Source organism: Polynucleobacter sp. AM-7D1, assembly GCF_018688455.1.
GTDB lineage: Bacteria > Pseudomonadota > Gammaproteobacteria > Burkholderiales > Burkholderiaceae > Polynucleobacter.
Genome location: NZ_CP061319.1, coordinates 810935 through 825107, shown reverse-complemented (window position 1 = coordinate 825107; position 14173 = coordinate 810935). Strand labels below are relative to the sequence as shown.

14 protein-coding genes and 2 tRNA genes are annotated in these 14173 nt (G+C 46.1%); 1 reads left to right on the top strand and 15 read right to left on the bottom strand.

Annotated features, from left to right (window positions below; translation table 11 throughout):
• Positions 1 to 76 precede the first annotated feature (76 nt).
• Entirely contained in the window at positions 77 to 775 is a 699-nt protein-coding gene (locus tag GQ359_RS04305; protein WP_215387717.1) for an excisionase family DNA-binding protein, read from the top strand.
• An 89-nt stretch (positions 776 to 864) separates the two neighbouring features.
• On the opposite strand, the gene GQ359_RS04300 is transcribed toward GQ359_RS04305, so the two are convergent.
• The 15 genes from GQ359_RS04300 to GQ359_RS04230 form a co-directional block, all read right to left on the bottom strand.
• On the bottom strand, positions 865 to 1149 hold the full coding sequence (locus tag GQ359_RS04300; RefSeq protein ID WP_215303476.1) for an H-NS family nucleoid-associated regulatory protein: 285 nt from the start codon (positions 1147 to 1149) through the stop codon (positions 865 to 867).
• A gap of 205 nt (positions 1150 to 1354) precedes the next feature.
• Complete coding sequence (locus GQ359_RS04295; protein WP_215303474.1) at positions 1355 to 1756, bottom strand: PaaI family thioesterase; 402 nt, start codon at positions 1754 to 1756, stop codon at positions 1355 to 1357.
• A 22-nt stretch (positions 1757 to 1778) separates the two neighbouring features.
• Positions 1779 to 1855 (bottom strand) — tRNA-Pro (locus tag GQ359_RS04290).
• 26 nt (positions 1856 to 1881) lie between these two features.
• Positions 1882 to 2232 carry a MerR family transcriptional regulator gene (locus GQ359_RS04285; protein WP_215303472.1) on the bottom strand — a complete coding sequence of 117 codons (351 nt, stop codon included), beginning with the start codon at positions 2230 to 2232 and terminating at the stop codon, positions 1882 to 1884.
• Positions 2210 to 2533 carry an integration host factor subunit alpha gene (locus GQ359_RS04280; protein ID WP_215303470.1) on the bottom strand — a complete coding sequence of 108 codons (324 nt, stop codon included), beginning with the start codon at positions 2531 to 2533 and terminating at the stop codon, positions 2210 to 2212. The genes GQ359_RS04285 and GQ359_RS04280 overlap by 23 nt, the downstream gene beginning before the upstream one ends.
• 40 nt (positions 2534 to 2573) lie before the next feature.
• Positions 2574 to 5030, bottom strand: a complete 2457-nt coding sequence (pheT, locus tag GQ359_RS04275; RefSeq protein WP_215387716.1) for a phenylalanine--tRNA ligase subunit beta — start codon at positions 5028 to 5030, stop codon at positions 2574 to 2576.
• A 31-nt stretch (positions 5031 to 5061) separates the two neighbouring features.
• On the bottom strand, positions 5062 to 6108 hold the full coding sequence (pheS, locus tag GQ359_RS04270; protein WP_215377754.1) for a phenylalanine--tRNA ligase subunit alpha: 1047 nt from the start codon (positions 6106 to 6108) through the stop codon (positions 5062 to 5064).
• Positions 6109 to 6137: 29 nt separating this feature from the next.
• The gene (gene rplT / locus GQ359_RS04265) at positions 6138 to 6503 is read right to left on the bottom strand and encodes a 50S ribosomal protein L20 (protein WP_011902675.1); all 366 of its coding nucleotides are present in this window, start codon (positions 6501 to 6503) and stop codon (positions 6138 to 6140) included.
• Positions 6504 to 6528: 25 nt separating this feature from the next.
• Complete coding sequence (gene rpmI / locus GQ359_RS04260) at positions 6529 to 6726, bottom strand: 50S ribosomal protein L35 (protein ID WP_011902674.1); 198 nt, start codon at positions 6724 to 6726, stop codon at positions 6529 to 6531.
• Between the two features lie 139 nt (positions 6727 to 6865).
• Positions 6866 to 7390 carry a translation initiation factor IF-3 gene (infC, locus tag GQ359_RS04255; RefSeq protein WP_215387895.1) on the bottom strand — a complete coding sequence of 175 codons (525 nt, stop codon included), beginning with the start codon at positions 7388 to 7390 and terminating at the stop codon, positions 6866 to 6868.
• 42 nt (positions 7391 to 7432) lie between these two features.
• Positions 7433 to 9355 carry a threonine--tRNA ligase gene (gene thrS / locus GQ359_RS04250; protein WP_215387715.1) on the bottom strand — a complete coding sequence of 641 codons (1923 nt, stop codon included), beginning with the start codon at positions 9353 to 9355 and terminating at the stop codon, positions 7433 to 7435.
• 113 nt (positions 9356 to 9468) lie between these two features.
• Positions 9469 to 9545, bottom strand: a tRNA-Val gene (locus tag GQ359_RS04245).
• Between the two features lie 18 nt (positions 9546 to 9563).
• On the bottom strand, positions 9564 to 11600 hold the full coding sequence (locus tag GQ359_RS04240; RefSeq protein ID WP_215387714.1) for a bifunctional (p)ppGpp synthetase/guanosine-3',5'-bis(diphosphate) 3'-pyrophosphohydrolase: 2037 nt from the start codon (positions 11598 to 11600) through the stop codon (positions 9564 to 9566).
• Positions 11601 to 11615: 15 nt separating this feature from the next.
• Positions 11616 to 13436, bottom strand: coding sequence for an alpha/beta fold hydrolase (locus tag GQ359_RS10180; protein WP_215387713.1), 1821 nt, complete (start codon positions 13434 to 13436; stop codon positions 11616 to 11618).
• Between the two features lie 65 nt (positions 13437 to 13501).
• Complete coding sequence (locus tag GQ359_RS04230) at positions 13502 to 14152, bottom strand: CoA transferase subunit B (RefSeq protein ID WP_215387712.1); 651 nt, start codon at positions 14150 to 14152, stop codon at positions 13502 to 13504.
• Between the last annotated feature and the right edge of the window lie 21 nt (positions 14153 to 14173).

The window sequence follows — 14173 nt, the reverse complement described above, 5'->3', positions numbered from 1 at the left end:
ACCCCTCCTGACAGATTCACTTAGATTTGATTCGTATTCTCTAAATCTTCAAATGAATTAATGAGATTAAGGAAATATGAAAGCGATTACCCCAGATTTAGAATATCTAAGTACCCGTCAAAGCGCCAAAGTGTTGCAGGTATCCCTAGGCACAGTCCAGAAAATGGTTGAATTAGGTGAATTAATCGCCTGGAAGACACGGGGCGGTCATCGCCGAATTCTAGCGACCTCACTTGATCAGCAGCTTGCCCGCCGTAAACGAGCTATGCGCCAAAAAACCACTCAAAACTGTATTGCGATGGGTATATTCAGGAGGGCCGAGAATAGCCATGAATTACTTGAATCTATTCAATGCTGGCAATTAAAGGTGGATATGGAGGTTGCTGTAGATAGCCTAGAAGGTCTGATGAAGGCCGTTTCAATTACTCCAGACTTGATATTTCTGGATGCACTAATACCGCCAGTTGAGCAAGTGCATTTAATCCATTATCTGAGTAAAAACAAGGACACACAGCGCATTCCTATTTTAGTAGATGAAGGATTTATTCGACTTCATCCCGGGGTAATGGGCCTCGCAGATGAAAATACTGTCGGGGTGAGATCACAATACCCAGAGATCCTTCAGGAAGAACTTCAAAATGGGCTAATTGACCAAAATCCTCTCATTATTGGCTACCCAGCTACGAATCCAGACATTGAAGCCAGTCTTGGACAAAATCGGCATGAAATGCTGGAACCCCTCTTTATCCAGGCTTTGAACAGAAAATGTACCTAGGGTCTTAACTCGCAAATACCCAAAATTAAAGGCTGCTCAATTTACACTGAGCAGCCTTTTTTAAGATTAAATCTATTTAAATCAGTATCTTAGATCAGGAAGTTACTGCGATCTCTACCCTCAATCCACTTTGGAGCCTTGCCACGACCAGTCCAGGTTTCACCAGTTGCAGGATTACGATACTTAGGAGCAACCTTACCGCTCGAGCTACGTGCACCGGCTTTGCGACTGAATAAATCTGAGGCTGTCAGACCATACTGCTCAATAATAAGTTTTGCTTTTGCGATACCGTCAGCTTTTTCACGCAAAACAGCTTCTTTAATCTGTTTATCCAACAATTCACGTTGGGCTAAAAGCTCTTTATAAGAAGACATGTATTAATTTCTCCGAATATTAGTTTTATGGAATAAAAAAGAATTAGTTATCCTTGAACCATCATTATATACAGATATTTAATAGTACAGTATATATATTTAAATATAATTTATATCCTATGATAAATAAGGATTTTTGGGTTTTTTGATTATATTAATTGACATATTCATTATAAATAATATATTGAATATGGCCATTTATGAGCTATCTTCTCAGCATAAATGTACCGCTAGATTTAGCAGTAACTTCACCGGCCTCATTTAAGACTACGGCCTCACAATAATTAATCGTTTTTCCAGATTTCAGGACGCTGCCCTCCACCACGATCTTGCCAACACTGGGACGCAGAAAGCTGACGCTCATATCGATCGTCATTGCACCAAGAGGCTGATCAACAGTGCTTCGAGCCGCCGCACCCATCGCAAAATCTAAAAGAGTCATCACAACACCACCGTGAGCAATATGAAAGCTATTCTCAAACTCGGGCTTAATTACCAAGCTAATGCGAGATTTACCCCCTTCTGCATACTCAGGTACAACACCCAAGTGAGCCAAGAATGGAATAGTTAAACCAAAATAAGTCGTGTTGTTTGTGCTGGATGTCATAGCAATTTTGAAATTGAGGTGATGGTCGGGGCGAGAGGATTTGAACCTCCGACCACATGCACCCCATGCATGTACGCTACCAGGCTGCGCTACGCCCCGACGAGAAACAAAAATTGTATCAGTAACTATTTAGAGAGAATTTGCAGAACAGCCTGCAATTCATCACGCAAGCGAAGCTCACCACGAGCCTCATCTAGGCGATTTCTGGCACCACTGATAGTGAAGCCTTCTTCATACAGAAGCGCTCTAATCTTGCGGATTAAAACAACTTCATGATGCTGATAGTAACGACGATTACCTCGACGCTTTTGAGGGCTTAGTTGTGAGAACTCTTGTTCCCAATAGCGCAATACGTGCGATCGAACGCCGCAGAGGTCTGATACCTCACCAATAGTGAAATAACGCTTAGCGGGAATTGGGGGGAGCTGGGAACTGAGCAGCGCCGACCCAGCATCAAATGCTGTTTTCTCGAGCATGTGACTCAACTACATCCTTGAGCTTTTGACTTGCATGAAATGTAACAACCCGACGCGCTGCAATGGGAATCATCTCACCAGTTTTAGGATTACGACCTGGACGGGCTGATTTATTGCGCAATTGGAAATTACCGAAACCAGAAATCTTTACCTCAACCCCCGCCCCTAGAGACTGTCCGATGCGATCAAAGAAGGCATCAATCATATCTTTAGCTTCGCGCTTATTCAGACCAACTTGATCAAAGAGAGCTTCCGAGAGCTCATTCTTGGTAACGGTATCGTTGCTAACTAAATCATTCATGGCGGAAGTCTCTTTGTAATATCTTTTACTAATATTAAACCTAGCGCAGACGGGCTGCGCAATTTTTCTCAAGTGCAGCCAATAAAGCCGTCATCACCGCTTCAATTTGAGCATCCTGCAGGGTTTCTTGCGGATTCAACAAAGTTACGCGGAAAGCCAAACTTTTTTCGTCATCAGCCATGCTGCTTGAACCAGCTTTTGGCTTGAACTCATCAAATAACTCAATTGCCTTAACAAAGTTTTGCTTCTTTGCGCTCATTGCATCTAATAAGGCTTGCGATGAGACTGTCTGTTTCACTACTACCGCTAAATCACGCTGCACTGCAGGAAACTTGCTTAACTCTTCTGGTTGCGGAATACCTAGATTGCGAATAGCCTCTAAATCCATCTCAAACAGAACTGGTGCCTGAGGTAACTCGTAAGCCTGCTGCAATCCAGGATGCAATTCACCAATCCAACCGATGTTTTGTTTACCAGTTGGGCTTACCAATTGAATTTGCGCACTACGACCGGGATGCAGTGCAGGATGAACGGCTGCCTCAGTCGTGAAATGCAAAGGATCCAGAACACGCTCCAAATCACCCTTCACATCAAAGAAATCCACTGCGCGATCTACACTTGCCCACTGCTCAGGGACAAATGATCCGTAAGCTAAACCACCAACTTGCTGCGGCTGATGAAAGCCTGCCACCTTACCAGCCTCTTCTTGTGCACTCGAATCACGCTTAAAGACGCGACCGGTTTCAAATAAACGGACGCGGCTAGCACCACGATTGAGGTTGGACTTGAGATTACCCAGTAGACCACCCCATAGATTGCTACGCATCACGCTATACTGACTAGCGATTGGATTGAGTACAGCAATTAAATCTTTTTCAGTAGCGGCAGCTAAACGCTGCTCGCTTTCTAAATCGGTAAATCCGAAATTCACCGCCTCTTGATACCCTTGCAGAGCTAAGCGTTGACGCAATAAGTGCACTCCACGCTTTGCCTCAGCTTTGGCGCTCATCTTTAAAGATGAGATAGGTGGAACATCGGGAATATTTTCAAAGCCGTACATACGTGCGACTTCTTCAATCAGATCTTCTTCGATTTCAATATCAAAGCGGTAGCTTGGGGGTGTAACGACAAACGCATCACCCTCTTGTTTGAATTCAAAACCAAGGCGTTTAAAGACATCGGCAACTACTTCTTGAGTGAGGGGAATACCAATCACCTTTTCGGCCCTAGCCAAACGCATTTTTACTGGTTTGCGCTCAGGAATAGCCAATACTTGATCATCAATTGGGCCAACTTGGCCGCCACATACCTCAACAATCAGAGCAGTCAAATACTCCAAGCAATGAGCGGTATTTTGTGGATCAACACCACGCTCAAAACGATGTGCTGCATCTGTACTGAAGTTGAAGCGACGGCTACGGCCTTGGATTGCTGAAGGCTGCCAATAAGCCGCTTCAACATAAATGTTTTTAGTGTCGTCAGTCACGGCGCAGTGATTGCCACCCATGATTCCGGCTAAAGCTACTGGACCACTTTGATCAGCAACTACACCAGCGTCCTGCATCTTGCCTGCAGAGTCTGGGCCTTGCAGAGTCACTGTCTGGCCATTTAATAACTCAAGGGTTTCACCTGGCTTTGCCCAGCGCACAGATAAGTCACCAGTCAACTTATCAAGATCAAATACATGGGTAGGTTGACCCATCTCCAACATGACATAGTTAGATAGGTCTACTAAAGGAGAAATACTTCTTTGACCTGCATTGCAAAGACGTTGAATCATCCAATCAGGCGTTGCAGCTTTTGGATTGACACCACGAATCACGCGTCCTGCAAATCGTCCACAAAGATCAGTGTTTTCAATAGTGACTTTGAGCTTATCCTGGATAGCAACATCTACAGGAGTCCACTTCGGTGCACACAATGCAGCACCGGTAATTGCCGACACTTCACGAGCCATACCCATGAGCGATAAACAATCTGCTTTATTTGGGGTCAGCTTGATAACAAAGATCTGATCATCTAGGCTTAGGTATTTACGAATATCCTCGCCAACTGGCGCATCTAAAGGTAACTCCAGGATACCTTCGTGATCATCACCAAGACCAAGCTCACGACCAGAGCACAACATCCCTTGACTTTCGACACCGCGCAGCTTGCCCACCTTAATTATGAATGGCTTGCCACCCGCTTCTGATGGTGGCAATTCAGCGCCAACTAATGCACAAGGAATTTTGATGCCTGCGCGTGCATTGGGAGCGCCACAGACAATTTGTAATTCTTGGCCAGTACCAGCGTCAACTTTACAAACACGCAGGCGGTCTGCATCCGGATGCTGTTCAGCAGATAGGATTTGCGCAACAACAATCTTTGTAAATGGGGGTGCTAGTGAATGCTGCTCTTCCACCTCAAGGCCAGCCATAGTCATTGCATGACCTAAGGCATTGCTATCCAGCGAAGGATTTACATATTGGCGTAACCAAGATTCAGAAAATTGCATATGCGCTATCTACTATTAGAAGGTTGGCAAATTAAGCCGGAAATTGCGCTAAGAAACGGAGATCGTTTTCAAAGAAAAGACGTAAATCATCAACGCCGTAACGCAACATCGTCAAGCGTTCTAAACCAGAGCCAAAAGCAAAACCGGTATAGCGCTCTGGATCAATGCCCATATTGCGCAATACATTAGGATGAACCTGCCCTGCTCCAGAAATTTCCAACCAACGGCCGGCTAACTTGCCGCTACCGAAGGCCATATCAATTTCAGCTGAAGGCTCAGTGAATGGGAAATAGGATGGGCGGAAACGAACTTGCAATTCATTCGTTTCAAAAAAGGTTCTTAAGAAATCGGTATACACACCCTTGAGATCAGCAAATGAAACGCTCTCTGCAATCCATAAACCCTCAACCTGGTGAAACATTGGTGAGTGAGTTGCATCGCTATCGACACGATAGGTTCTGCCTGGGGCAATCACTTTGATTGGCGGCATCACATCAGCATGGGCGTATTTCTTGACATGCTCGCTCGCATAACGAACCTGAATCGGGCTGGTATGGGTACGCAATAACAAAGGTTTCCCATTGGAATCTTTGCCATCGATATAGAAGGTGTCCTGCATTGAGCGCGCAGGATGATTCTCGGGACTATTCAAAGCAGTGAAATTAAACCAATCGGTTTCAATTTCAGGGCCATCTGCTACATCAAAACCAATCGAGCGGAAGATCTCTTCAACGCGCTCCCAGGTGCGCATCACAGGATGCAAGCTACCTACTGCTTGGCCACGGCCAGGCAAAGAGACATCAATGGATTCTGCCGCAAGACGTTGCAGCAATACCGCATCAGCCAATGCTTGGCGACGCTCTTGTAATGCAGCTTCAACTTGGGTTTTGATTTGATTAATTTGGGCGCCAGCACTCTTGCGCTCATCAGGCGACATTCCACCCAGCGCTTTTAAACGCTCAGTGAGAACACCTGACTTACCGAGATACTTGGCTTTCGCGTCCTCTAGAGCTGCCGCATCGGCAGCTCCGAGGAAATCACGTTTAGCATCCTCGACAATGTGGTCGAGAGAAACCATTGCAGCTTAGTTTTTTACTGAACTAAGAATTAAGCTGCAGCGTTTACTACGGATTTGATCCGAGTAACCAAAGCAGCGAAAGCCGCTTTGTCAGCAATGGCCATATCAGAAAGCACTTTGCGGTCGAGTTCGATCGCAGCCTTCTTCATACCATTCATGAATACGCTATAGGTCATGTCATGCTGACGAACTGCCGCGTTGATACGAGCAATCCACAATGCGCGGAATACACGTTTCTTGTTGCGACGGTCGCGGTATGCATATTGACCAGCACGCATAACTGCTTGCTTAGCAATACGGAATACATTTTTACGACGTCCACGATAGCCAGTTGCGGCATCGGTGATTTTCTTATGACGGGCTCTTGCTGTAACCCCACGTTTGACTCTTGGCATTTATTTCTCCTAATCTAGTCTGAGGTTAAGCGTATGGAAGCATGGAGCGAATTGACTTAACGTCTGCCTTCGCAACTTCTGTGGAACCACGCAAATGACGCTTGTTCTTTGTGGTCTTCTTGGTGAGGATGTGGCGTTTGAAAGCCTGGCCTCGTTTGATCGTTCCGCCTGCGCGAACCGTGAAGCGCTTTTTAGCGCTACTCTTGCTCTTCATCTTGGGCATAAAGCACCCCTTCAATTACTTGTGCAACATAGGTGGTAACCGACGGTTACGCTTCCTGTACCTAGAAGCACTTCTAACTACCAGAGTCTTACGACTCCTCCCTACTTAAACAACAAACCCAATCTTGCGATTTGGCTTATTACTTAGCCTTACGAATGGGGGCCAATACCATCACCATCTGGCGACCTTCCATCTTTGGAAACTGTTCTACTTGACCATACTCAATCAGGTCTGACTTCAAACGCTCCAACATTCTGACTCCGATTTCTTGGTGGGCCATTTCACGACCCCGAAACCGCAGCGTAATCTTTGTCTTATCGCCATCTTCCAAAAAGCGGATTAGATTGCGTAGCTTCACACCATAGTCACCATCATCTGTGCCGGGACGGAATTTGACTTCCTTCACCTGAATCACTTTTTGCTTGAGCTTAGCTTCATGCAAACGTTTGGCTTCTTGGTATTTGAATTTGCCGAAGTCCATGATGCGGACTACAGGTGGCACAGCTGTCGGAGCAATTTCGACCAAATCGGTCTCTTTCTCTTCCGCTAAAGCCAAGGCTTCACTCAACTTAACTACACCGATGGGTTCTCCATCCAGTCCAATCAGACGCACTTCAGGAGCAGTAATCTCCCGATTTATGCGCTGCGATTTATCAGTAGCGATCTTCTTAATTCCTTTAAAAAAACAATAAAAACCATTCCACCCCTAGCTAGGCTCGGGTCCGACTTTCTGGGAAATATCCTGCTGGAGTCGGGCAACGAAGGCATCAAGAGGCATTACGCCTAAATCCACTCCGCCACGGGCACGAACGGCCACCGAATTACTTTCTGCTTCTTTATCCCCTACAACCAACAAAAATGGGAGCTTCTGTAATGCGTGCTCGCGTATTTTATACGTAATTTTCTCATTCCGCAAATCCGATTCGACTCTAAACCCTTGTTTTTTCAGAGATTGCTGGACTTTTTGTGCATATGCAGCGGAATTGTCAGAGATATTGAGGACTACAGCCTGGGTCGGGGCAAGCCAAACTGGCATGTTTCCAGCGTGGTTTTCAATCAAAATGCCGATAAAACGCTCTAAAGAGCCCACAATTGCCCTATGAAGCATCACTGGAGCCTTGCGGGTGTTCTCTTCCGTCACGTATTCCGCGCCTAAACGGGCCGGCATTGAGAAATCCACCTGAATCGTGCCGCACTGCCAAGTACGCCCAATCGAGTCCTTCAGATGATATTCGATCTTCGGACCGTAAAAAGCACCCTCACCTGGTAATTCTTCCCATTCTTGGCCTGAAGCAGTCAAGGCGCCACGTAAGGCAGCTTCAGCCTTGTCCCAAATCGCATCATCGCCAACGCGCTTAGCCGGACGCAAGGCTAGCTTGACAGCCACTTCAGTAAAACCAAAATCTTTATAGACGTCGCGAACTGCTTTATCAAATGCAGCAACTTCAGCTTGAATCTGATCCTCTGTACAGAAAATGTGGCCATCATCCTGTGTAAAGCCACGTACGCGCATCAAACCATGCAAAGCACCCGATGGTTCATTACGGTGACACTGACCGAACTCGCCGTAACGCAATGGCAATTCACGGTAGCTATGTAAGCCGGAGTTAAAAATCTGCACATGTCCTGGGCAGTTCATCGGCTTTAATGCATAAGCACGATTCTCTGACTCAGTCGTAAACATGTTTTCTTTGTAGTTATCCCAGTGACCAGACTTTTCCCAAAGACCGCGATCCAAAATTTGTGGGGCCTTCACCTCTTGATAGCCTTCGCGCTGATAAACGCGACGCATGTACTGCTCAACCTCTTGCCAAATAGACCAGCCCTTTGGATGCCAGAAAATTAAACCAGGCGCTTCAGGTTGAAAGTGGAATAAATCCAAGAACTTACCAAGACGACGGTGGTCACGCTTCTCAGCCTCTTCAAGCATATGCAAATGCGCATCTTGATCTTCTTTTTTCAACCAAGCAGTGCCGTAAATCCGTTGCAGCATCTCATTCTTGCTATCGCCACGCCAGTAAGCACCAGCAACGCTCAGAAGCTTAAATACCTTGAGCTTGCCGGTAGATGGCACATGAGGTCCACGACATAAGTCGGTGAACTTTCCTTCGGCATACAAAGACACATCTTCGCCCTGCGGAATGCTCGCAATAATTTCGGCTTTGTAGTTTTCGCCTTGATCTTTAAAAAACTTTACCGCTTCATCACGCGGCATCACCGTACGAATTACAGGCTCATCTTTTTTAGCCAGCTCAGCCATTTTCTTTTCAATGGAAGCTAGATCTTCTGGCGTAAATGGGCGATGAAATGAGAAGTCGTAATAAAAACCGTTATCAATCACAGGTCCAATGGTGACCTGCGCTTCTGGAAAGAGTTCTTTAACGGCATAAGCCAACAAGTGTGCTGTGGAGTGACGCACAATCTCGAGCGCCTCTGTATTTTTATCAGTAATGATGGCTAACTGGCTATCTTTATCGATAACAAAACTGGTATCAACCATCTTGCCGTCAACAATGCCACCGAGAGCAGCCTTGGCAAGACCGCTACCAATACTTTGGGCAACATCAAGCACGCGCACGGGAGCATCAAACTCACGTTTAGATCCATCTGGCAGAGTAACTACAAGCATGACCGCTCCATCTTATTAAGATTCAGTCGATTGACTGATTTACTGCACAACATCTACCAAAAAGAAAGCGCGGGAGCTTTTCGGCAACCGCGCACTTTTGGGTCTTTATTCGTTGGTAGGCTCGATTGGACTCGAACCAACGACCCCCACCATGTCAAGGTGGTGCTCTAACCAGCTGAGCTACGAGCCTATATAGCCATAGAGTTTATCACCGGCGGCGTACTTGGGTCACCCCTTTGACCTCCTCAAGACCATTTTGAACCAAGCGCAAGGCTTCTGAGTCCTTAATTTCCACAGTCAACAGGATTTGAGCAAGGCCTCGTTTAGCTGATTTACGCAAATCAATCACATGAACGCCCTGTCTTGTCAGAATTTCAAATAACTCGCGCATGAGTTCAGGGCGATCAAGACCAGTAATAGCTAGATCCGCTGGGAATACGCGTTTTGGATCACTTGTTGTCAGAGTTTCTGGGGTCGACTCATTCCAGGCAGTCTGAATAACCCGCTCAGGCGCCCGCTCCAATAAGCCTCTAAAAGTTTTACAAGATCTTCTATGAATGGATACACCACGACCTTGAGTCACAAATCCAGCAACAGCATCTGGAGGCACCGGTCTACAGCAACGCGCCAACTGAGTTAGTAATGAATCTACCCCGACAACCAACACATCACCTGCCTGACCCTGTCTACGGGTACTTTGCTTGAGAATAATTTCTGGCGCTGGTGCAGTCACCTTGGTGACTGGCTTCTGCTCCGTTTTGATATCGCCAGACTTTGCACCAGCCTCTTCATCATCCAAGGCATTAAACCAAGTGCGTACACGAGTACGGGCACGTTGTGAGCGCAAGTAGTTGCGATTAGGGCTTATCCAATCACGCGAGGGGCCACCATGCTTCACCGCAATGATTTCTATTGTCTGACCATTTTGTAGCGGCGTATCTAATGGCACCATAGCACCATCAACTCGAGCACCACGACAACGGTGCCCCAGATCAGTATGCACTGCGTATGCAAAGTCGATTGGTGAAGAACCCTTCTCCAAGGAAATGACTTTGCCCAGTGGTGTGAGAACGTAAATATGATCATCAATTTCATGATGCTTTAATTGGTCCCAGGCATCTTCTTTCCAAGAGATGAGCTGTCTTGCCCAAGCAATTTGGCGTTCATAAGCAACCACTGCACTATGTGTGCCAGTTTGATGGCTGGGGTTTGGTGTGTTCGGAGTATTGGAGACTGGCTTATTTTTTGATGGTGTTGCAGCACCAACATAAGCACCCTCCTTATAACGCCAGTGCGCAGCCAATCCATACTCAGCCTGTTGATGCATTTCATTAGTACGCACCTGAATCTCAAATGCGGTGCCATGTTCATCCATCACCACAGTATGCAAAGATTGATAACCGTTAGGTTTGGGTCTCGCAATATAGTCATCGAATTCACGTGGTACAGGCTGCCAGACGTTGTGCACTATTCCTAAAATGGCGTAGCAAGATTTAACATCCCCCACTAGAACCCTAAATGCTCTGACGTCATAAAGATTGGCAAAGTCGAGTGACTTGCCCTGCATCTTTTTCCAAATACTGTAGATGTGTTTTGGGCGACCTTGAACCTCACCCTGAATATGAGCGGCAGTTAATTCTTCCTGAAGCTTTTTGACAATTTGCTCAATAAAAGATTCACGCTCAATGCGCTTGCCATCGAGCATCTTGGCAATATCTCGATAGATCCCTGGAGACAGAACTCGAAACGCTAAGTCCTCCATCTCCCATTTCATTTGCCAGATACCGAGGCGATTTGCGAGCGATGCATCAATATTAAGAATCTCTTGCGCCCAAGCTTTTGGCATCTCCATTTTTTCATGGGTAATCCATCGCAATGTTTGCAAGCGAGAAGCAAGATAAATGAGGACCACACGTAAGTCGTCACCAAAAGCCAGCAACATCTTTCTAAGCATTTCTTCTTGCCCAGAGATGCTCAGACCACCATCATTACGGACGAGCTTAGCTTGAGCCTGCCTTAGACCACGATAACCAATCAACAGTTTGGCTGACTCATCGCCAATCAGTTTAGTGAGTGATTCTTTGCCATGAGTCCGCGCGATATTACTTGCAGCAGTTAATGTAGCCTCGTCTAGATGAAGCAATTTCAGAATACTCAGAACACCGGCAGCATGACTTTCAGAGGGCTCTCCATACCAGCCATCTATGATTTTGATGCTCTCAGATACATTGCCAGCATTTGACATGGAAGACCGAAATCCTTAACTAAAGAATTCTTTTGCTAAAGCAACTTGTTCTGACTTCACAAAAGCAGGCGCATGTCCCACTCCTGGAATTTCAATACTCCGAATGTAGGGGTTGACCTTACACATCTCGGCCACTGTTTTAGCAGAGAGCAAATCCGACTCACCGCCACGAACGATCAGCATCGGAATATGAATTTGCTTAAAGGCGTGCCACATTGCCATCTCACCTGCCTTAGCCATAATAGGATTAACAGATGCAAACGGTACAGAAATATCAGGGTCATAGTGCATCACCCAAAGGCCATCTTTTTGTACAAGCATCGGGCCGTTATAAATCTCCCACTCTTCTGGTGTATGACTACCAAACGATGCACAGATCTCATTTAGACGCTGCAAAGCATCAGCACGGTTATTAAATGTAAATGGTTGACCAACATAAGAGCCTAAACGTTTAATAGCCTCAGGCTCAATCCGAGGACCCACATCGTTAATTAACATACGACGTATTGGATTCTTGGGCATTGAGGCATAGACCATGCCAATGAGACCGCCCATTGAAGTTCCAAACCAGTCCACTTGTGCAACTCCAAGATGCTGAATCAAGCTTGCCATATCGGCAACGTATTGCGGCACGGCATAGATCATTGGGTTCTTCAATCGATCAGAATCGCCTCGTCCCACTACATCAGGGCAGACGACGTAGTAATCATTACTCATCGCCTGCGCAAGGGTTTTGAAATCACTACCCCTACGAGTTAGACCATGAACACAAACCAAAACCTTTGGGTTGTTGGGATTGCCCCAAGCGTGATACGCCATGCGATGCGGTCCGTCGGGACTAGTGCAAGTGACAAAGAAAGTATCTCCATGATGAATCACATTGGATTTTTTAATCTCATCTTCGAGTTCTTCACCATGAGTATGCTCATCCACCATACCCGCAATCTCAGGCTGCAGAGTGACGTGATCAATCCCATGCTTATTCAATAGCATCTCGTTGATTCGTGCCATGATTTCTGGCCACTCACTCATCTGCTCGATTTCAATATGGCCAATGAGCGCTGGAAAACTTGGTGTCATTTCCCAAACGTGTAAATCGTGCACTGCCAATACACCAGGAACATTTTTAAGATCATTGCCCACTTGCAGGTAATCAATGTGTAAAGGCACGCCCTCCATCAAGAAGTGATATGACTCACGCAAAATGGAAATAGTAGATTTCAAAATTAGCAAAGAAACCAAAATCGAGAGAATTGCATCGATTGGCATCCAACCAGTCAGCTGGATAACAATACCCGCAATCAATGCGGCTACAGAGCCCAACAAGTCACCCATGACATGAACCAAAGCAGCACGTGTATTAACACTTTTCTTATCACGCGAAAGTACCCATGCCACAACGATATTCATCAGCAGGCCGATTGCGGCTACGACTGTGACCGTCAATCCATCTACTTGGTGCGGATCATAAAATCGACTCACTGCTTCCACCATAATCCAAGCGACTAAAGCCAACATCGCAAGACTATTTACAAATGCAGCAAGCGCTTCTGCTCGACCAAATCCAAATGAATGTTTTGGTGATGGCGGGCGACGGGAAATAATTTGGGCTAGTAAGGCTAGGCCTAGCGCAGCTGCATCCGTCACCATGTGACCTGCATCTGAAATCAAGGCCAATGAATTTGCGAAATACGCTGCAGCACCTTCAACACCAGAAAAACCTAATGTCAGAACTAGGGCAATAAGGAGAAGGCTTTGGTTGGAGACCTGCTTGGCATGAGCATGTTTAGCATCACCCTGCTTATGTGCATGAAGAGAATGATCTGCAGCACTCATAGAAAACTCTTTAGAAATAGAAATGGGGTCATTGACCCCATTATTTCACTATCCAGTAGAAAAGGTCAGAAACCCGTTGTATCTACAGGGGCACCTGTTTTGGACACTACCTCTTCCTTGGTGACGCCTGGAGCCAGCTCCACCAACTTCAAACCCTTTGGAGTGATATCAAGCACGCACAGATCAGTGATGATGCGACTAATAACACCTACACCAGTCAATGGCAAAGTGCACTTAGGCAGAATCTTGATTTCTTCTGTGCCGTCTTTCTTCTTGGCAACGTGCTCCATCAGAACAACCACATGCTTAACGCCAGCAACTAAATCCATGGCGCCGCCCATACCCTTCACCATCTTGCCAGGAATCATCCAGTTAGCTAAGTCGCCATGCTCGCTCACCTGCATTGCGCCCAAAATTGCGATGTTGATTTTTCCACCACGAATCATTCCAAATGAATCTGCAGAAGAAAAAATGGAGGAGCCCGGCAAAGTTGTAATCGTTTGCTTGCCCGCATTAATCAAATCTGCATCAATGGTTTCTTCGGTTGGAAATGGGCCAATACCCAATAATCCATTCTCAGACTGGAGCCAAACTTCCATCCCCTCAGGAACATGGTTAGCCACTAGGGTTGGCATACCAATACCCAAATTGACGTAGTAACCATCCTTTAACTCTTTAGCAGCACGTGCTGCCATTTCATCTCTATTCCAAGGCATATCAATCTTCCTAAATATTCT